Raw genomic sequence first — 18,346 nt, forward strand, 5'->3', positions numbered from 1 at the left:
CGCTATGTTTTTTAATATGCTCGCGTTTGAGCTGCGCTATTTTGTGCGCCAGCCTTCGTTTTATGTGACCTCATTAATCTTCTTTTTTATGGCGTTTTTTATAAGCTCCAGTAGTAAGTTTCCGCTAGGTGGGGCTAATGTTCATATGAACTCGCCTTATACCATTATGGTTTTAACGGTTACCTTTTGTACGCTTGCTATGTTTTTAGTGGTTAACTTTGTTGCAAGCTCAGCGATTCGCAACAGCGAGACCAAAATGGATGAGCTGGTGTTTAGTAAGCCCGTTAACCCGCTTGCTTATCAATCAGGGCGTTTTTTTGGTTCTTACTTAGTTGTACTTATCGTGTTTTTAAGCGTGCCACTAGGCGTATTTTTGGGGTCTCAGTTTGGCTTGTTGGTTGGCTGGCTTGATAGTGAGCTAGTAGGCCCTAATAAGTTTATATATTACGCTGCGCCTTTTTTATATTTAGCGGTGCCAAGCTTATTGGTGCTCAGTGCTATTTTTAATAGTGTGGCGGTTTATTTTAAAACCATGATGGCGGTATATGTAACGGCCGTGGTGATCTATATAAGCTACCAATTGGCGAGTATCTATTTTGACGATTTAGCGTTTAGAAATATTGTTGTTTACGCAGACCCATTTGGCACTGGTTCATTAATTGACTTAACCCGTTACTGGACTGTAAGTGATAAAAATACTGAAGTGTTAACGCTTTCGGGCGATTTTTTAATTAACCGTATTTTATGGGTAGCACTAAGTTTAGCGATGTTTTTTGGCCTCGGAAAGTTAGGTAATCGCGTAGTCACTAAAAAGCAAAAAAAGCAATTTGCTGTTTCTACGTTTGTAAAAAACAAACAAGCAGCACTTATTAGCAGCGCTAAAAATTACAAGTCAAAAGGGGTCAATACGCAATCGCAATTAGTAATGCGCAGCTTATTTGAGCTTAAGCAGGTTATATTAAGTGCTCCTTTTATGATTTTAGCGGGTGTCAGTATTATTACATTACTCGCACCACTTTTTGCGCCTATTGGCGCATATGGCACAACAGATTGGCCGCTCACACAAAACATGGTGGGCATTATTCAAAACGCCTCCGCTATATTTATGTTTATTATTATTGCTTATTACAGCGCAGAGCTGGTTTGGCGAGAACGCCACAGTGGTATGGGCGATATTGTTGACAGCTACCCGGTGCATAACAGTGTGTTTTGGGTATCTAAAATTATTGCGCTAATCACTGCGGTTTGTGGCCTTTATTTAGTAGGTATGATGTTTACCATTGCGGTGCAACTATTTAAGGGGCAATTTAACTTAGAGCTTGGCCAGTACTTATTTAGGTTGGGTTACCTTACATTATTGCCTTTAATTATGATGGCTATTTTGGCGTTCTTTTTACAAATAATTAGCCCTAATAAATACATAGGTATGGGTTTATTTATTCTGTATTACATTGCTCAAATGGTAATGGGTGCTTACGGGTTTGAGCATCATATGTACCATTTTTCACAAAGCAGCAGCGTACCGTATTCAGACATAAACGGTTACGGGCATTTTTTACAAGGCGCGCATTGGTATACCCTATATTGGGGTGCATTGAGTGTGTTTTTAGCTATTGTAGGCTTTGCTTTATGGCACCGTGGTCCATCGCAAACATTGCGTACGCGTTTATCTTTAGTGCGTTACAACATGTCTTTAAAAGGCCAGGTTGCAGCCGTTATAAGTTTATTGGTATTTGTGGGCGCGGGTTATAACATTTATTACAACACCCGTGTAATCAACGAGTTTGTAACAAGTGATGATAACGAAGCGCTACAAGTAAGGTATGAGCAAGAGTTCTCACAATACAAAGACTTACCGCTGCCTATAATAACTGATGTTGATTTACACATTGATATTTATCCTAAAAAGCGTGCTTTAAACGCCGTGGCTAAAATTAAGTTTACCAATACCGCAAACGAGCCAATAACCCGTGTGTTAATTAACGAGCCTAGCCAATCTAAAAGCTGGGATGTAAAAATGGCGGGCGGAAAAATAGTTGAGCGTTTAACCGATTTTGGCATGGTATGGTTTGAGTTTGAACAACCGCTAATGCCTAATGAAGTACGCGAAGGTGAGCTTTCTGTTACTCGTGAACACGACGGTTTTGTTGATAGAGGCTCTGATACTCAACTCGTGCACAATGGTACATTTGTAAATAATGGAGAATTATTACCAAATTTTGGTTATCAAAAGTATTTTCAAATTGCGGATAAGTATGAGCGCCGTAAGCACGATTTACCCGAGCTTGAACGTGCACATAAACTAGAAGACAGCCGCTATTATACGCAAAATGAGTTTGGGCCTGCTAATGGCTTTATAAACTACAAGGCAACGGTGACCACCGATGAGTCACAATTTGCTATTACACCCGGTTACTTAAAAAGTGAGAGTGTAAAAGACGGACGACGTACTTTTGTTTATGAAATGGATTCCCCTATTATAAACTTTTATTCTGTTCTTTCGGCGGAGCTTGAAAGCAAAAAGGTTGAACATAACGGTGTAAATATTGAGGTGTACTACCACAAAGATCATGCATGGAATGTTGACCGTATGATTGAGTCAGTACAAGACTCAATAGATTACTACACTCAAGCATTTGGGCCATATCAGCATAAGCAGCTTCGTATTATTGAGTTTCCTAAGTATCGCTCGTTTGCGCAAAGTTTTGCCAATACGGTACCTTACTCAGAAAGTATTGGCTTTATTACAGACTTAAGAGATGAGAGTAAAGTTGACCTACCTTACTATGTAACCGCACATGAAGTTGCACACCAATGGTGGGGGCATCAAGTATCTGGGGCTAATGTAGAAGGCAGCGCCGTTATTTCTGAATCGCTCTCCCAATACAGTGCGCTTATGGTGCTAAAAAAACGCTTTGGCGCCGAGAAGCTACGTAAATTTTTAAAGTACGAGTTAGATAGATACTTAATGGGCCGCACAGGCGAAGCTTTTGAAGAAATGCCGCTGTATAAAACGCAGTCTCAACAATATCTTCATTACAATAAAGGCTCAGTTGCGATGATGGCGATTTATGACCGATTAGGGGAAGAGCGCTTAAATGCAGCACTTAAAGCGTTTTTGAATGAGTTTAAATACCAATCAACCCCATACCCAACTACGCTTGATTTACTTAGCTATTTAAAGCGAGATGCAACACAAGCTGAACAACGTTTTATTGATGATCAGTTTAAATATATAACGCTTTATGAGCTTGAAATGAAAGCAGTGTCGGTTACAGATGATGTTGATAGCGAAGGTTTTTATACAGTAACACTGAACGTTGAAGCAACTAAGCAGCATGCCGATGGACAAGGTGAAGAAACCGAGCAACCACTCGATGAGCTAATTGATATTGCATTATTTAGCGATGATCCTGAAAACCTTCTCGCTGAAGACTTTGTTATTTACTCGCAAAAGCATCAAATAGTCTCTGGTACTAATGCTATTGAGCTAAAAGTAAAAGAAAAGCCAGTGTACGCAGGGGTTGACCCGTACATTAAGCTTGTAGATAAAGACAGTAAAAACAACCTAGCTAAGTTTTAACGATTAACGATTAGTAATTAACTGAAAGGCCGCATTTAATGCGGCCTTTTTTGTTTTAGCGAATTACTAATACAAATGCGCAATAAAGCTTAATAAAGCGAATTAGCATATTGGTAAAAAGGGGTAATAGCAGCGAGAAGCTCGGCGATTAACCGAAGTGGGTTATATAGCAAAGTGCTTTAGTAGCTAAAATTAAAAGGCGCCGTGAGTATTTAGGTGCCCTAAACGAGAAAAGGGCCAAAAGGCCCTTAGTGTTGCAGCAAGTAACACATTTTGTTTTAAAGCGTAAAGTCTACAGCGTAGCCTACGTAAACTTTAACATCTGACTCATCCATGTCGGTGTCAGATACGCCAAAAGTAAAACCATCTTTTGATACAGAGATACCGTAATCAATAATATTATCATCGCCTATAAAGTCGCCAGAGTAGTGACCTAAGTGCAGCGCAACCTCAGTACCATTGCTGCCAACAGCAAAGCTGTAATCGGCATTTAGGTATAATGAATCGCCAAAGTCGGTGCCATCGCCATCTGCCGCTGAAGTGGCAAGGATTGCAGCGCCAAAGGTGAAACCTTCTGCGCTGATGCTACCGTAAATTTCAGAGAAATCAGCATCTGCCTCAGAAGCTGCATCTGGGTAAGCGTAATAAATGTAACCTACATCGTAGCTAAATGTGTCGTTAATATCGCCACCAAAACCCGCGTAAACATCAAGCTCGTAAGTCATTTCATCGGCCCATGAAGCATTTGATGCCCAGGTACCTACATAAAAGCCTGACTCGTCAGCGTAATCAATACCGCCAGAAATAGCAGCATCGCCCCCAGTTTGCTCTTGACCACGCCATAAGTAGTTAGACGTAGCCGCTGCGTTTGCTGTTACTTCTGCATGTACGGCTGTTGATGTTAAAGATGTAGCACCTAATAAAGCTATTGCGCTAATTGCGATGGTTTTTTTTAGTTTTAGCATGTCCATTTCCCGTTATATGATTTTTATCGCCTAGGTTTTTATTCTCTTATTGGCAACCCTTTGACTGGCGGTGTTTTATTGTTTAACTGGGAATGCAATTGCACTGTATGTGCCAGCTTAAAATAATTTCTATAAAACTGTTTTTTTACTTTTATAAAACAATATGTTGAGAAGTTCTAGAAGAGGGAATGATTGAGGAGGTTAATTAAAAAACGCACACTGCTGGTGCATAAATTAACCTAAATGCACCAGAAAAATACAGTTAGGTTAGGTAGATTTAGCCAAATATAGTGCGCATAAGACTAATTGTTTCGTTTACTCCGCGGCCTTTTTGTACTTCGCTAATAATAGAGTCGCGTTTGCTACGAATATGCTCGGGAATGTCATCGGCTGCAAGTGCACGGTCTACAAGTATTTCGGCTGACTCTTTACCTCTGCGCTGTGGTTTTCCTGCACTTGTTGTGCTGCGTTTAGGTTTATTTAATAGCTTAATATAATTTGAGTTGTCGGCCGTGCTGGCATCTGCATAGTAAAAAAAGCACGGTAATAACGCTTTTATACTAACTAGTTGCTCTTCTAGTTCATTGCTGCCTTTAGCCATTTTAAACCACGACATAGCATGAATGCTTTGTACTATATCTTGCCAGTAGCGCTCAAAGTCGCGATTGTTTAATTTTGTAATACCTAAAGCTGCGCATAATGCATCAAGACGGCTATTACTAATTGGCGTAAATACATCTGGGCGGCGCATTGCTAATAAACGTGTAGCAGGAGCAAGGGTTGGTTTTTCATCGCTACCGTTAAAGGCAAGTAAATAAGCAACAACAAACTGTTGGTAATCAGCTTCGCTCACATCACCTTCAAGCGGGATGTTAGCAAGTGCATCGTCAAACGCGCCAGGCAAGTCGGCTAGCATTTGATGAAAACCCTTTGCACTTTTTGTTGATGCGAACCATTCAACATCAAAGTTATAGGTGCTTGGGTCGAGCGTGGCAGTGTGTTTACCACTAAATGCCAGTAAATCCTCTGGGATCATATCTTTTAGTGCTTGCTCACGAATGCTGTGCAAATACGTGGTAAGGCGAAGCTGTTCGTCCAGTGCAATAAGTTTTTTATGTTGCTCTACAAACATACTAATAACAGGCCAAGGTGCTACACGTAGTGTTTTAAGCTGTAAAAAGCTAATTGCTGAGGTTAGCTGGTCGTGCAGCTTTTTTAAAACTGGCAGTTGTTGTGGCTCTAGTAAATCGTAATTTATACGGTCTTTACTTGCACTTAGCAGCTCATAACACCAGCCTAAAAAATCCTCTGGGTGGTTTTCTACTTTCACGGCCATTAGGTTTAGGCTTAGTTCTGAAGCTTGCTTCAAGATGTTTTGGTAAATTTGACTTTCTTGTTCGCCTAGCGCCATTTTTGACGGTGAAATTAGCAGTTTTTTCATGCCTTGTAGAGTCTCCGAGTAGATACATTTTTTAGCTGCTTTATTTTAGCGCAAATACGCCAATAGCAACAGGGCCGTGCATCATACCTAACAATTCAAGGGATGCAATCATGATGCTTAATATAAGCACCATGATTGCCGAGGTTTAATCATGCTCTTGCAGCGTAAACAAGCTTTCAACAGAAGTATTAAAGTGCCTCGCTATTTTAAGCGCAATTATTACCGAAGGAGTAAACCTTGCCGTTTCCACAGTACTTATAGTTTTACGTGAAACTGCAATTAGATCTGCTAACTCTTGCTGCGAAAGGCCTGCTTCTTTACGGTATTTTGCAATTTGATTTTGCACTTTTGCTCCTAATCTTTGCTTTGCCAAAGAATTGATACGCCGTATATTAAACACATTACAGCAAGGTAAAACGAGGCCATCATGGTGTGAGACACTTCTAAAGCCAAATCATCTGAGAATAAATACACGCCACCCATACTAAAAAGTAAACCAAGAACTACATGTTTATAGGCAATAGTGTCGATAGTGTTTAAGTACTCATCTTTGTAGGTAAGGTGGTATTTCATTTTCCATGTAAACCCGCCTCTGATCACAAACATACAGAATGAACCTAAAAAGGCAGCAGTGCCAAAAAACAATAGTGGGGCTGATGTTTGAGTAAGCAGTGGGTAAACACTGATGATTAATAAAGTGACTCCCATGAATAATGAGAACCAAGCATTTTGGCCCATAAACTTTTCTTCATTTTTAATATCATGATTCGACATATCTCATTTCCTTTTAAAATTTACATTATGTAACCTACAGGTATCAATGTAACCTATAGGTTTCACAGTGTCACTATTTTTTTGTAACCTAAAGGTATCAAAATGTTTCAGGGGCGATTCAGGATAAGACGGTAATATTTAATAAAGTGCTTTTTTATCACAACGACAATGATTTTAAAGCTAACACTCGCTATGATAAGAACATTATTTGCACGTTTGAAAGGATGATCATGAAGACCTTACTCAAAATTGTTGGTGTAATACTCTTACTTTGTATTGCGTTAATTATTGCCGCTCCGTTTTTAATTCCAACCGATACTATTTTTAATAAAGTATCTGAGCAGGTTGAAAAAACAACAGGGCGCACACTTACTATTAAAGGTGATAAAACGCTTAGTGTATTTCCTGCATTAAAGTTAGAGCTTAACGATGTGCACTTTGCAAACATGCAGACAGGCTCGCGCGACGACATGGCAAGTATGGAGCAATTAGCTGTGCATATACCATGGTTATCGTTATTTGGCGGCGAATTCAAACTTGATAAGTTTGTTATTAACGAGCCCAATATTTTATTAGAAACTGATAAAAACGGTAAAGCTAACTGGCAGTTGTTTGATGCTGTAGCAGAGCAGTCGCAAGAGCAAACTCAATCAGGTAAGGCTGTTAAACTACCAGAGAACTTTGATATAGAGTTAGGTGAAGTGGCTATTTACGGTGGTACGTTTACTTACCTAGATGGGCAAACAGGCGCTAAACAGCAAATTAGTGACTTGGAATTGGCTATTTTACTTCCTTCACTACGTAAGACACTAGAGATCAAAGGCGGCATTACATATATGCAAGAGCGCTTTGAGCTTGATGTAAAACTTGATACGCCGGCAAAAGCAATTGAAGGGGCGACGTTTGAGGTTACTCAAAGCGTAGACTCTAGCTTGGTCGATCTTACTTTTAACGGCAGTATTGCTCGCCAAGGTAAAGATATAAAAGGCGAGTTAGCGCTAAGTGGCGACTCTGTTAAAGAGCTAGCAACTTGGCAAGGGGTAGACTTAAACGCTAAAGAAAATGCATTTAATGCGTTTAGTGTAAACGGTAAAATGCATCTTATAGATGATACGTTTAACTTAGAAGAGCTGATTGCTACCCTAGATGAATTAGAGATTAAAGGAAAAAGTGAAGTAAACTTAGGAAATAAACTAGCGGTTAATGCTGATATAGACCTAGGTATGCTTGATTTGAATCCCTACTTACCGGAGGTAGTCGCTAAGCAGCAAGCGCCGCAAAGCGAAGAACCTAAAGCCGCGCAGCCGATTGTTTGGGACGATACTAAAATTGATTTAAGCGCATTAAATGCACTTAATGCTAATGTAGTTATTCGCTCAAGCGGTTTAAAAGCTAACGATATTGAGCTAGGTGCTAATCAATTTACAGTCGATTTAAATAACAGCGTTGCTAAATTAAGCTTAGATAGCTTTAAAGCATATGAGGGCACTGGTAAAGGGGTTATCAACATAAATGCGCAGCAAACGCCGTATAAAATAAGCACAAATTTTGATTTAGCCGACATAGACGCACAACCGTTACTCACTGATGCAGCTGGCTTTGATAAGCTTATGGGTAAAGGGTCATTAAATTGGAATTTAACCACAACTGGGCAAAGTCAAAAAACCTTCATTAATGCATTAAATGGTAAGGTTAGCTTTGAATTTGCCGATGGTGCTGTTAAAGGCGCAAACGTGGCTGAGATGGTTCGCAAAGGCAAAGAGCTTATTACGGGTAATCTTGGTGCTGTGAGTGAAGGGCTTGATACAGGCTTTGAAGAATCAGAGCAAACAGATTTTTCTGCGCTCACCGGTAGCTTTAACTTTACTAATGGCGTGGGCCATAATAACGACCTATCGCTGATGAGCCCACTTATTCGTATTACAGGTGAGGGCGATGTAGATTTGCCTAAAACCAATGTTGATTATCGCTTAGTGACCGGCATTGTTGATTCGATTGAAGGGCAAGGCACTACAGATGATAGTACAGGCTTTAAAATCCCACTGCGTATAGAAGGCCCATTTCATGACGTTGGCTTTAAGCTAGATGTAAGCAACGCGCTTAGAGATGAAGCAAAGCAAAAGCTCGATGACGCCAAAGAGAAAGCAAAAGAAAAAGCCAAGGACAAAGTTAAAGATAAACTAAAAGGTTTATTTGGCTAACTATTAAACCCCACTAATGAATAATTAAGGCGCTATTTGCGCCTTGATTGTTTTATAACCACTTGTAAAATAGCTACATAGCGGTTTTTACTCAGTTTTAATCTGTCCTTCCCTTAAATTAATTAAAAAATAACCTACCACTCACTAGCCAATGCTGGTACAATTGCCCGCCCTTAAGAGACAACTCTGTTGTTTTTTGAGTGGGATTTAATCGAAGTGCCTTGATTTTAAACAAATTTAAGGCAAGTTGTAATTACTACACCGGAGGTCATTAACATGATCCAAATGCAAACTCAGCTGGAAGTTGCTGATAACAGCGGCGCTCGCAAAGTGCAGTGTATAAAAGTCCTTGGTGGTTCACACCGTCGCTATGCGGCAGTTGGCGATATCATTAAAGTTTCTGTGAAAGAAGCTATTCCTCGCGGTAAAGTGAAGAAAGGTGATGTTAAAAACGCGGTAGTTGTGCGTACCAAAAAAGGCGTTCGTCGTCCGGACGGTTCTCTGATCCGTTTCGATAGCAATGCGGCTGTTATCTTAAATGATAACTTGCAGCCAATTGGTACTCGTATCTTCGGCCCTGTGACTCGTGAACTTCGTAATGATAAGTTCATGAAAATTGTTTCACTAGCCCCAGAAGTACTGTAAGGAGTCTATCATGGCAGCAAAAATCCGTCGTGATGACGAAGTAATCGTACTAGCAGGTAAAGACAAAGGTAAGCGCGGCAAAGTGCTTTCAGTTGTTACCGAGTCTGGTCGAGTATTTGTCGAAGGCATTAACTTAATCAAGAAACACCAAAAGCCGGTTCCACAATTGAACCAAGCTGGCGGCATTGTTGAGAAAGAAGCGTCTATCGACGTATCAAACGTTGCGATCTACAACTCGGAAACGAGTAAAGCAGATCGTGTAGGTTTCAAGATTGAAGATGGTAAGAAATTACGTATCTTTAAATCTACTGGTAAAACTATCTAATAGTTGGAGTAGAATGATGGCGAAACTGCATGAAGTATATAAAGACAAAGTAGTTGCTGAGCTTCAAGAGAAGTTTGGTTTCAGCTCTGTCATGCAAGTCCCTCAGATCGAAAAGATCACATTAAATATGGGCGTGGGCGAAGCCCTAGCTGACAAGAAGATTTTAGATAACGCTGTTGCGGATCTAGAAGCTATCGCTGGTCAGAAACCTTTAATCACTAAAGCACGCAAATCTGTTGCTGGCTTCAAAGTGCGTGAAGGCTACCCAATAGGCTGTAAAGTAACCTTACGCGGCGAGCGTATGTGGGACTTTTTTGAGCGTTTGGTATCAATCGCTATCCCACGTATCCGTGACTTCCGTGGTGTGAGTGCTAAGTCTTTTGATGGACGTGGTAACTACAGCATGGGCGTACGTGAACAAATCATCTTCCCAGAAATTGATTACGATAAAGTAGACCGTGTACGCGGTATGGATATCACAATCACAACTTCTGCGAAATCTGATGAGGAAGGCCGTGCGTTGTTAGAAGCGTTTAACTTCCCATTCAAGAAATAAGGGTAGGGTTATGGCAAAGAATTCTATGAAAGCGCGCGAAGCAAAGCGCACTAAACTAGTTGCTCAGTACGCTGAAAAGCGTGCAGCACTAAAAGCTATCATCAGCGATGTTAACGCATCTGAAGATGATCGTTGGGACGCGGTACTTAAGCTTCAAGCTTTACCACGTGATTCTAGCCCTGCACGTCAACGTAATCGTTGTAACATTACGGGCCGCCCACATGGTTTCCTTCGCAAATTCGGCATGAGCCGTATTAAAGTTCGCGAAGCAGCTATGCGCGGTGAAATTCCTGGCCTTAAAAAGGCTAGCTGGTAATAGTATCACGGGAGTAAGACTATGAGCTTGCAAGATCCTATCGCGGATTTGTTTACACGTATCCGTAACGGTCAATCAGCGAAGAAAGTATCTGTAACGATGCCAACTTCAAAGCTGAAAGTAGCAGTAGCTAAAGTATTAAAAGACGAAGGTTACATCGCAGATTTCGCTGTAAACAGCGAAGCGAAACCTGAGCTTTCTATCGAGTTGAAATACTTCGAAGGCAAAGCTGTAATTGAAAATATCCAGCGTGTTAGCCGCCCTGGTCTACGTATCTATAAGAAACGTGACGAATTACCGAAGGTAATGGGTGGTCTTGGTATCGCTATCGTATCAACTTCTAAAGGCCTAATGACAGACCGCGCAGCACGTAGTGCTGGTGTTGGTGGTGAAATCATTGGCTTTGTAGCTTAATCGGAGGGGAACTATGTCTCGCATAGCAAAGGCACCAATCAATGTTCCTGCCGGTGTAGAAGTTACATTAAAAGGCCAGGACATCACAGTTAAAGGCAAAAACGGTGAACTTACTCGTACTATCAACAACGCTGTTGAAGTACAAGTTAACGACAACGTTATTACAACTTTACCTCGTGAAGGCGTAGCTAATGCATGGGCTCAAGCAGGTACTGCTCGCGCTCTAATCAACAACATGGTTGTTGGTACGCATGAAGGTTACGAGAAGAAACTTCAGTTAGTAGGTGTTGGTTACCGTGCTGCAGCTAAGGGTAAAGTTTTAGACTTAACACTTGGTTTCTCGCACCCAGTTAATTTCGAAGTTCCTGAGGGAATTACGATTGAAACTCCAAGCCAAACAGAAGTTCTAGTTAAGGGCGTAGATAAGCAGTTAGTTGGTCAAACAGCTGCTAACATTCGTGCATACCGTAAACCTGAGCCTTATAAAGGTAAAGGTGTTCGTTATTCAGATGAGAATGTACGCCGTAAAGAGGCTAAGAAGAAGTAAGGTAAGACGATGGATAAAAAAACAGCTCGTCTACGTCGTGCTAAACGCACTCGTAGAAATTATATTGAACAAGGCACAACGCGTCTTGTTATCCACCGCACGCCACGTCACATTTACGCTCAAGTAGTTAATGCTGAGGGTACTGTACTGGCTGCTGCTTCTACTGTTGAGAAAGCTATTAGCGAAACAGTTAAAGGCACAGGCAACGTTTCAGCTGCACAAGCAGTTGGTAAAGCGGTTGCAGAACGTGCGGCTGACAAAGGCATCGAAAAGATTGCTTTTGATCGCAGTGGCTTTAAATATCACGGCCGTGTGAAGGCGCTAGCTGATGCTGCGCGTGAAGCCGGTTTGCAATTCTAGGAGTAGACAATGGCTAACGTAGAAGCAAAGCAACAACAGCCTGATTTAGCTGAAAAGCTAATCGCGGTAAACCGTGTGTCTAAAGTAGTTAAAGGTGGTCGTATCTTTAGCTTCACTGCACTAACTGTAGTTGGTGATGGCGCAGGTAAAGTAGGTTTTGGTTATGGTAAAGCTCGTGAAGTTCCAGCTGCTATTCAAAAAGCAATGGAAAAAGCACGTCGCAACATGATCAATGTAGACCTAAATGGCAACACATTACAGCATCCTGTTAAAGGACGTCATGCTGGCTCACAAGTGTTCATGAAACCAGCATCTGAAGGTACTGGTATCATCGCAGGTGGTGCTATGCGTGCAGTACTAGAAGTTACTGGTGTGCAGAACGTACTTTCTAAATGTTACGGTTCTACCAACCCGATCAACGTAGTACGTGCAACGATTCAAGCTCTAGAGAACATGAATTCTCCTGAGTCAATCGCTGCTAAACGTGGTCTGCGCGTAGACGAAATTCTGGGGTAACCATGGCAAATAAAACTGTAAAAGTAACACAAGTAAAGAGCTCTATCGGTCGTTTACCGAAGCATAAAGCTACATTACGCGGTCTTGGTTTACGTCGTATCAACCACACTGTTGAGTTAGAAGACACAGCATGTGTGCGTGGTATGATCAACCGAGTTTCTTACATGGTTAAGGTAGAGGGTTAATTTCATGCATTTGAATACACTTTCACCTGCTGCAGGTTCTAAAACTGCTCCAAAACGTGTTGGTCGTGGTATCGGTTCTGGTCTTGGTAAGACTGGTGGCCGTGGTCACAAAGGTCAAAAATCACGTTCTGGCGGTAAAGTACGCGTTGGTTTTGAAGGCGGTCAAATGCCTATGCAACGTCGTCTACCTAAATTTGGTTTCACTTCACGCAAATCGTTAGTATCTGCAGAAGTAAACCTTTTTGAAATCGCTAAAGTTGAAGGCGATGTGGTAGACCTAAACGCGTTACAAGCAGCTGGTCTAGTTAAAAAGAACGTTCTGTTCGTTAAAGTTGTTAAATCTGGCGAAGTTTCACGCGCTGTTACCGTTAAAGGCCTTAAGGCTTCTAAAGGTGCTCGCGAAGCTATTGAAGCTGCCGGAGGCAAGGTAGAAGACTAAGGAAGTACTAATGGCTAAACCAGGTCAAGATACACAAAGTGCACAAAGTGGACTTTCGGAATTGAAGCGTCGATTACTATTTGTTTTAGGTGCTATCATTATTTACCGTCTAGGTTCATTTGTGCCAATCCCTGGGATTGACGCCGCTGTACTTGCCGATTTCTTCGAGCAACAAAAGGGCACCATTGTTGAGATGTTCAACATGTTTAGCGGTGGTGCGCTTGAGCGAGCTTCAGTGTTAGCACTGGGTATTATGCCGTATATCTCGGCTTCGATTATTACGCAACTATTAACGCATATGTATCCTCCGTTTATAGAGCTTAAGAAAGAAGGTGAGCAAGGGCGTAAAAAAATTAGCCAGTACACACGCTATGGCACGCTTGTGCTTGCTACTATCCAATCAATCGGTATTGCAACTAGCTTACCGGGCATGATGGAAGGGTTAGTTGTTAACCCGGGTCTCGGTTTCTATTTCACCGCAGTGGTGAGTTTAGTAACTGGTACTATGTTCCTAATGTGGTTGGGCGAACAAATAACAGAACGCGGTATCGGTAACGGTATCTCAGTTCTAATATTTGTTGGTATTGTAGCTAACCTGCCGTCTGCTATTGGTTCGACAGCCGAAATGGCGCGCCAAGGTGATTTGAATGTTTTTGTACTGTTGATGGTTGCGGTTATAGTATTCGCTGTTACTTATCTTGTAGTGTTTTTCGAACGTGGACAACGTCGTATCGTTGTTAACTACGCTAAACGCCAACAAGGTCGTCAAGTATTTGCTGCTCAAAGCACGCATTTACCACTAAAAGTAAACATGGCGGGTGTTATTCCACCAATCTTCGCTAGCAGTATAATTCTGTTCCCTGGTACAATTGCAAGCTGGTTCGGCCAGGGTGAAGGTCCGGTCGCTGATGTGCTACAAGCTATTGCAACAACGTTGACTCCAGGTCAGCCTTTGTATGCGATGGTGCTAGCAGCAGCTATCATCTTCTTCTGCTTTTTCTACACAGCGTTGGTTTTTAACCCGCGTGAGACAGCAGACAACCTGAAGAAATCTGGCGCATTTATCCCAGGTATTCGTCCAGGTGAGCAGACATCTAAATACATTGATAAAGTGATGACACGCCTGACATTGGCAGGTGCTTTGTATATAACCTTTATCTGTCTGGTGCCCGAATTCATGACTATGGCATGGCAAACGCCATTCTATTTCGGCGGTACATCAATTTTGATTATCGTTGTAGTAATCATGGACTTTATGGCACAAGTACAGACTCACCTGATGTCACATCAGTATGATTCTGTGCTGAAAAAAGCGAACCTTAAAGGCTACGGCCGATAAGGTCAGTTTACGGAGTTGAGCAATGAAAGTACGTGCTTCCGTTAAGAAAATATGCCGTAACTGTAAAGTTATTAAACGTGCTGGTGTAGTACGCGTAATTTGCAGTGAGCCTAAGCATAAGCAAAGGCAAGGCTAAGTAAACAGTCGTGCAGGCTGAGATTTCTCGGCCTGTGTTTTTAGTTGTGATTTGGTCTTCGTTTGAGTATCCTTACGGGCTTTTCAAACTTTTGATTACCAAATTCAAATATAGGAGATGTGTTAGTGGCCCGTATCGCTGGCATTAACGTCCCTGATCATAAACATGCAGTTATTGGTTTAACAGCTATTTATGGCATAGGTAAGACTCGCTCTAAGGCTATCTTAGAAGCGACTGGTATCGCCGAGACCACAAAAATCGGTGAACTTTCAGACGAAACTCTTGACGTACTGCGTGATGCAGTTGGCAAGTACACTGTAGAAGGTGACCTTCGTCGTGAAGTTACTCTAAATATCAAGCGCCTTATGGACCTTGGTTGTTTCCGTGGCCTACGTCACCGTCGCTCTTTACCACTACGTGGTCAAAGAACAAAGACTAACGCGCGTACCCGTAAGGGTCCTCGTAAGCCTATTAAGCGATAAGGGGATAGTATTATGGCTAAGACACCAATTCGTCGTAAAAAGGTTAAAAAGCAAGTTGCTGATGGTATGGCTCATGTTCATGCGTCTTTCAACAACACTATTGTAACAATTACCGACCGTCAAGGTAATGCACTATCATGGGCTACTGCCGGTGGTTCAGGTTTCCGTGGTTCACGTAAATCTACACCATTTGCTGCTCAGGTTGCTGCAGAGCGTGCAGGTACTGCTGCTCAAGAATACGGTTTAAAAAATCTAGAAGTTTTCATTAAAGGTCCAGGTCCAGGTCGTGAATCTGCTGTACGTGCTTTGAATGCTGCTGGTTACCGTATCACCAACATTACTGACGTGACGCCAATACCACACAATGGTTGTCGTCCACCGAAGAAACGTCGCGTTTAACAATAGGTTAGGAGAAATAACATGGCAAGATATTTGGGCCCTAAGCTCAAGCTGAGTCGTCGTGAAGGTACTGACCTGTTCCTTAAGAGCGGCGTAAGAGCTATCGACTCTAAGTGTAAACTTGAGACTGCACCTGGTCAGCACGGCGCTCGTAAAGGTCGCTTATCTGATTACGGTTTACAATTACGTGAAAAGCAAAAAGTACGTCGTATCTACGGTGTATTAGAAAAGCAATTCCGTAATTACTACAAAGAAGCTGCTCGCCTTAAAGGTAATACAGGTGAAAACTTGTTACAGCTTTTAGAGCAACGTTTAGACAATGTTGTATATCGCATGGGTTTTGCTAGCACACGCGCTGAAGCACGTCAGTTAGTAAGCCACAAAGCGATTTTAGTTAATGGTCGTGTTGTGAACATTCCTTCATACGTAATTGCTCCAGAAGATACTGTAGTAATCCGTGAGAAGTCTAAAACACAAGCACGTATCATCGCTGCTCTAGAGTTGGCTGAGCAACGTGAAAAGCCGACTTGGGTTGAAGTTGACGGTAAGAAATTGGAAGGTAGCTTTAAGCGCCTACCTGAGCGTTCAGATCTGTCTGCGGACATTAATGAACAACTAATCGTCGAACTTTACTCTAAGTAAAGTTAAGAGTTAAGAGAGGATAAAATGCAGGGTTCTGTTACAGAATTTCTAAAACCAAGGTTAGTCGATATCGACGCTATCAACCCAACGCGTTCTAAAGTAGTTTTAGAACCACTAGAGCGTGGCTTTGGCCATACTCTGGGTAATGCCTTACGCCGTATACTGTTATCATCTATGCCTGGATGTGCAGTAACTGAAGTTGAAATCGACGGTGTATTGCATGAGTACAGCGCGAAAGAAGGCGTACAAGAAGACATCATTGAAATACTACTAAACCTAAAAGGTCTAGCAGTAACGTTAGAAGGCAAAGATGAAGTTTTTCTGACCCTGACTAAATCTGGTGTAGGCCCTGTGACTGCGGCTGATATTCAGCACGATGGCGATGTAACAATTGCTAATCCAGATCACGTTATTTGTCATTTAACGACAGATAGCAGCGAGATCAGCATGCGTATTCGTGTTGAGCGTGGTCGTGGTTATGTGCCGGCATCTAGTCGTTTATCCTCTGATGACGATGAGCGTCCAATTGGTCGATTGCTGCTTGATGCATCATTCAGCCCAGTTGAACGTATTGCGTACTCGGTTGAATCAGCCCGTGTTGAGCAACGTACAGACTTAGACAAGTTAATCATTGATATGGAAACAAACGGCACTTTAGATCCTGAAGAAGCGATCCGCCGTGCGTCTACTATCTTAGCTGAGCAATTAGATGCATTCGTAGATTTACGTGATGTAACTGAGCCAGAAGAGAAAGAAGAGAAGCCAGAATTCGATCCTATTCTACTTCGTCCAGTTGATGATCTTGAACTAACAGTACGTTCAGCAAACTGTTTGAAAGCCGAGCAAATTCAATATATCGGTGATTTAGTTCAGCGCACTGAAGTTGAGCTTCTTAAAACGCCTAACCTAGGCAAGAAGTCTCTAACTGAAATAAAAGACGTGCTAGCTTCACGTGGTCTTTCTCTAGGCATGCGCCTAGAAAATTGGCCGCCTGCAAGCCTAGCTGAATAATCTAAATCACTATATTAGTTTAGTTAGAAGGATAGGGTCATGCGCCATCGTAAGAGTGGTCGTCAATTAAACCGTAACAGTAGCCATCGTAAAGCGATGTTCAGCAATATGGCAGGTTCTTTGGTGAAACATGAAATCATCAAAACTACTTTGCCTAAAGCGAAAGAGTTACGCCGTGTAATTGAACCTTTAATCACACTGGCTAAGACTGACAGTGTAGCAAATCGCCGTTTAGCGTTTGCTCGCACGCGTGATAATGAAGTAGTTGGTAAATTGTTCAGCGAAATCGGTCCTCGTAATACAGACCGTCCAGGTGGTTACACTCGTATTCTTAAGTGTGGCTTCCGTGCTGGTGATAATGCACCAATGGCTTATATTGAACTAGTAGGTCGCCCAGCGACTAACGAAGAAGTTCAAGAAGACGCGCAGTCTGCAGAGTAAGTCTTTAAAGAGACACCAAAAAGCCGAGCTTAATGCTCGGCTTTTTAATGCCTAAAATTTGACATCCCTCCAAATAATTACCTATTACCTATTACCTATTACCTATTACCTATTACCTATTACCTATTACCTATTACCTTCATTCTGTTAAACCAATGTAGTTATAAAGCCTGCACTCTCAAAAAGCTTAATTAAGCGGTAACCCTATAAGTCGAGTGTATAAGGTTTGTAAAACATACCCCAGGCTGTAGATGTACAATGTAATTTGGATAATGATAAAGCAAATCGGCCAATCAAACAGAGATATATAATTTTTACTCGCTAATTTAGTGGGCTTAAGGCTACTTTTAGTAGGGTTTTTGAGCGTTTAGCTCAAATACTCAGCGAGTAGTCATTTATTTCAAGTTTTCTTCAAAAAAGGGTTGATCTGTTTTCGGATCTCCCTATAATGCGACCCCACTGAGACGGCAGAGCAGGCAACGCTTAGCGAGGCAAGCAAACCACTTAGTGAGTCGAGTAAAACTTAGTTTTAAAAACTTTCAAGTTTAACAAAATTAAGTGTTGACAAAAAAATAGGAAAGCGTAAGATGCGCAGCCCTAGCGAGATAAAGTTTAACGCTTTAATCGCA

The 18,346-nt window shown here is 41.7% G+C and carries 23 protein-coding genes; 19 read left to right on the plus strand and 4 right to left on the minus strand.

The features are described 5' to 3' along the window. The first annotated feature begins 4 nt into the window (after positions 1–4). Entirely contained in the window at positions 5–3,583 is a 3,579-nt protein-coding gene (locus PSH48_RS15960) for an ABC transporter permease/M1 family aminopeptidase (RefSeq protein WP_273611866.1), read from the plus strand. Positions 3,584–3,861: 278 nt separating this feature from the next. Here the strand turns inward: PSH48_RS15960 and PSH48_RS15965 are convergent, their stop codons facing one another. From PSH48_RS15965 to PSH48_RS15980, 4 genes are all read right to left on the minus strand, one after another. After that, a complete protein-coding gene (locus tag PSH48_RS15965; RefSeq protein WP_004589216.1) occupies positions 3,862–4,548 on the minus strand; it encodes a TorF family putative porin in 687 nt (228 codons plus the stop codon). A gap of 277 nt (positions 4,549–4,825) precedes the next feature. After that, positions 4,826–5,989: a hypothetical protein gene (locus PSH48_RS15970; RefSeq protein WP_273611867.1), complete on the minus strand. Its 1,164-nt coding sequence runs from the start codon at positions 5,987–5,989 to the stop codon at positions 4,826–4,828. Between the two features lie 145 nt (positions 5,990–6,134). Next, positions 6,135–6,335 carry a helix-turn-helix transcriptional regulator gene (locus PSH48_RS15975; protein ID WP_273608131.1) on the minus strand — a complete coding sequence of 67 codons (201 nt, stop codon included), beginning with the start codon at positions 6,333–6,335 and terminating at the stop codon, positions 6,135–6,137. 8 nt (positions 6,336–6,343) lie between these two features. Then, positions 6,344–6,763, minus strand: coding sequence for a hypothetical protein (locus PSH48_RS15980; protein WP_058403570.1), 420 nt, complete (start codon positions 6,761–6,763; stop codon positions 6,344–6,346). 230 nt (positions 6,764–6,993) lie between these two features. Here PSH48_RS15980 and PSH48_RS15985 point away from each other — a divergent pair, with 230 nt between their 5' ends. The 18 genes from PSH48_RS15985 (at position 6,994) to rplQ (ending at position 17,717) form a co-directional block, all read left to right on the plus strand. Next, entirely contained in the window at positions 6,994–8,964 is a 1,971-nt protein-coding gene (locus PSH48_RS15985) for an AsmA family protein (RefSeq protein ID WP_273611868.1), read from the plus strand. A gap of 276 nt (positions 8,965–9,240) precedes the next feature. Next, positions 9,241–9,609, plus strand: a complete 369-nt coding sequence (rplN, locus tag PSH48_RS15990) for a 50S ribosomal protein L14 (RefSeq protein WP_004589211.1) — start codon at positions 9,241–9,243, stop codon at positions 9,607–9,609. A gap of 10 nt (positions 9,610–9,619) precedes the next feature. After that, positions 9,620–9,934 carry a 50S ribosomal protein L24 gene (rplX, locus tag PSH48_RS15995; RefSeq protein WP_004589210.1) on the plus strand — a complete coding sequence of 105 codons (315 nt, stop codon included), beginning with the start codon at positions 9,620–9,622 and terminating at the stop codon, positions 9,932–9,934. A 16-nt stretch (positions 9,935–9,950) separates the two neighbouring features. Beyond that, positions 9,951–10,490 carry a 50S ribosomal protein L5 gene (gene rplE / locus PSH48_RS16000; protein ID WP_004589209.1) on the plus strand — a complete coding sequence of 180 codons (540 nt, stop codon included), beginning with the start codon at positions 9,951–9,953 and terminating at the stop codon, positions 10,488–10,490. A gap of 10 nt (positions 10,491–10,500) precedes the next feature. Continuing rightward, entirely contained in the window at positions 10,501–10,806 is a 306-nt protein-coding gene (gene rpsN, locus PSH48_RS16005) for a 30S ribosomal protein S14 (protein WP_004589208.1), read from the plus strand. Positions 10,807–10,827: 21 nt separating this feature from the next. Further along, positions 10,828–11,220 carry a 30S ribosomal protein S8 gene (gene rpsH / locus PSH48_RS16010; RefSeq protein WP_004589207.1) on the plus strand — a complete coding sequence of 131 codons (393 nt, stop codon included), beginning with the start codon at positions 10,828–10,830 and terminating at the stop codon, positions 11,218–11,220. Between the two features lie 13 nt (positions 11,221–11,233). Further along, positions 11,234–11,767 carry a 50S ribosomal protein L6 gene (rplF, locus tag PSH48_RS16015; RefSeq protein WP_004589206.1) on the plus strand — a complete coding sequence of 178 codons (534 nt, stop codon included), beginning with the start codon at positions 11,234–11,236 and terminating at the stop codon, positions 11,765–11,767. Between the two features lie 9 nt (positions 11,768–11,776). Beyond that, positions 11,777–12,127: a 50S ribosomal protein L18 gene (gene rplR, locus PSH48_RS16020; RefSeq protein WP_004589205.1), complete on the plus strand. Its 351-nt coding sequence runs from the start codon at positions 11,777–11,779 to the stop codon at positions 12,125–12,127. 9 nt (positions 12,128–12,136) lie between these two features. Further along, positions 12,137–12,643: a 30S ribosomal protein S5 gene (rpsE, locus tag PSH48_RS16025; RefSeq protein ID WP_004589204.1), complete on the plus strand. Its 507-nt coding sequence runs from the start codon at positions 12,137–12,139 to the stop codon at positions 12,641–12,643. 2 nt (positions 12,644–12,645) lie between these two features. Then, on the plus strand, positions 12,646–12,828 hold the full coding sequence (rpmD, locus tag PSH48_RS16030; RefSeq protein ID WP_004589203.1) for a 50S ribosomal protein L30: 183 nt from the start codon (positions 12,646–12,648) through the stop codon (positions 12,826–12,828). Between the two features lie 4 nt (positions 12,829–12,832). Continuing rightward, entirely contained in the window at positions 12,833–13,267 is a 435-nt protein-coding gene (gene rplO / locus PSH48_RS16035; RefSeq protein WP_004589202.1) for a 50S ribosomal protein L15, read from the plus strand. Between the two features lie 10 nt (positions 13,268–13,277). After that, positions 13,278–14,606, plus strand: coding sequence for a preprotein translocase subunit SecY (secY, locus tag PSH48_RS16040; RefSeq protein ID WP_004589201.1), 1,329 nt, complete (start codon positions 13,278–13,280; stop codon positions 14,604–14,606). Positions 14,607–14,628: 22 nt separating this feature from the next. After that, the gene (gene rpmJ / locus PSH48_RS16045) at positions 14,629–14,742 is read left to right on the plus strand and encodes a 50S ribosomal protein L36 (protein WP_002959476.1); all 114 of its coding nucleotides are present in this window, start codon (positions 14,629–14,631) and stop codon (positions 14,740–14,742) included. Between the two features lie 125 nt (positions 14,743–14,867). After that, positions 14,868–15,224 carry a 30S ribosomal protein S13 gene (gene rpsM, locus PSH48_RS16050; protein WP_004589200.1) on the plus strand — a complete coding sequence of 119 codons (357 nt, stop codon included), beginning with the start codon at positions 14,868–14,870 and terminating at the stop codon, positions 15,222–15,224. Between the two features lie 12 nt (positions 15,225–15,236). Further along, the gene (gene rpsK / locus PSH48_RS16055) at positions 15,237–15,623 is read left to right on the plus strand and encodes a 30S ribosomal protein S11 (protein WP_002959471.1); all 387 of its coding nucleotides are present in this window, start codon (positions 15,237–15,239) and stop codon (positions 15,621–15,623) included. Positions 15,624–15,644: 21 nt separating this feature from the next. Then, entirely contained in the window at positions 15,645–16,265 is a 621-nt protein-coding gene (gene rpsD / locus PSH48_RS16060) for a 30S ribosomal protein S4 (RefSeq protein ID WP_004589199.1), read from the plus strand. Between the two features lie 24 nt (positions 16,266–16,289). Continuing rightward, positions 16,290–17,276 (plus strand): DNA-directed RNA polymerase subunit alpha, encoded by a 987-nt coding sequence (locus PSH48_RS16065; protein WP_004589198.1) that lies wholly within the window; start codon positions 16,290–16,292, stop codon positions 17,274–17,276. A gap of 39 nt (positions 17,277–17,315) precedes the next feature. After that, a complete protein-coding gene (rplQ, locus tag PSH48_RS16070; RefSeq protein WP_004589197.1) occupies positions 17,316–17,717 on the plus strand; it encodes a 50S ribosomal protein L17 in 402 nt (133 codons plus the stop codon). The last annotated feature ends 629 nt before the right edge of the window (positions 17,718–18,346 follow it).

Origin of the sequence: Pseudoalteromonas sp. Angola-4, from assembly GCF_028599265.1 — a bacterium.
Classification (GTDB): domain Bacteria; phylum Pseudomonadota; class Gammaproteobacteria; order Enterobacterales; family Alteromonadaceae; genus Pseudoalteromonas; species Pseudoalteromonas atlantica.

Coding starts and splice junctions, on each gene's coding strand:
- rplE (WP_004589209.1), top strand. CDS start 9,951: ATGGCGAAACTGCATGAAGTATATAAAGACAAAGTAGTTGCTGAGCTT.
- rpsK (WP_002959471.1), top strand. CDS start 15,237: ATGGCTAAGACACCAATTCGTCGTAAAAAGGTTAAAAAGCAAGTTGCT.
- rplQ (WP_004589197.1), top strand. CDS start 17,316: ATGCGCCATCGTAAGAGTGGTCGTCAATTAAACCGTAACAGTAGCCAT.
- PSH48_RS16065 (WP_004589198.1), top strand. CDS start 16,290: ATGCAGGGTTCTGTTACAGAATTTCTAAAACCAAGGTTAGTCGATATC.
- rpsH (WP_004589207.1), top strand. CDS start 10,828: ATGAGCTTGCAAGATCCTATCGCGGATTTGTTTACACGTATCCGTAAC.
- rplN (WP_004589211.1), top strand. CDS start 9,241: ATGATCCAAATGCAAACTCAGCTGGAAGTTGCTGATAACAGCGGCGCT.
- rpmD (WP_004589203.1), top strand. CDS start 12,646: ATGGCAAATAAAACTGTAAAAGTAACACAAGTAAAGAGCTCTATCGGT.
- rplO (WP_004589202.1), top strand. CDS start 12,833: ATGCATTTGAATACACTTTCACCTGCTGCAGGTTCTAAAACTGCTCCA.
- rplF (WP_004589206.1), top strand. CDS start 11,234: ATGTCTCGCATAGCAAAGGCACCAATCAATGTTCCTGCCGGTGTAGAA.
- PSH48_RS15965 (WP_004589216.1), bottom strand. CDS start 4,548: ATGCTAAAACTAAAAAAAACCATCGCAATTAGCGCAATAGCTTTATTA.
- rpsD (WP_004589199.1), top strand. CDS start 15,645: ATGGCAAGATATTTGGGCCCTAAGCTCAAGCTGAGTCGTCGTGAAGGT.
- rpsN (WP_004589208.1), top strand. CDS start 10,501: ATGGCAAAGAATTCTATGAAAGCGCGCGAAGCAAAGCGCACTAAACTA.
- secY (WP_004589201.1), top strand. CDS start 13,278: ATGGCTAAACCAGGTCAAGATACACAAAGTGCACAAAGTGGACTTTCG.
- PSH48_RS15980 (WP_058403570.1), bottom strand. CDS start 6,763: ATGTCGAATCATGATATTAAAAATGAAGAAAAGTTTATGGGCCAAAAT.
- rplR (WP_004589205.1), top strand. CDS start 11,777: ATGGATAAAAAAACAGCTCGTCTACGTCGTGCTAAACGCACTCGTAGA.
- rpmJ (WP_002959476.1), top strand. CDS start 14,629: ATGAAAGTACGTGCTTCCGTTAAGAAAATATGCCGTAACTGTAAAGTT.
- rpsE (WP_004589204.1), top strand. CDS start 12,137: ATGGCTAACGTAGAAGCAAAGCAACAACAGCCTGATTTAGCTGAAAAG.
- rplX (WP_004589210.1), top strand. CDS start 9,620: ATGGCAGCAAAAATCCGTCGTGATGACGAAGTAATCGTACTAGCAGGT.
- PSH48_RS15960 (WP_273611866.1), top strand. CDS start 5: ATGTTTTTTAATATGCTCGCGTTTGAGCTGCGCTATTTTGTGCGCCAG.
- PSH48_RS15985 (WP_273611868.1), top strand. CDS start 6,994: ATGAAGACCTTACTCAAAATTGTTGGTGTAATACTCTTACTTTGTATT.
- PSH48_RS15970 (WP_273611867.1), bottom strand. CDS start 5,989: ATGAAAAAACTGCTAATTTCACCGTCAAAAATGGCGCTAGGCGAACAA.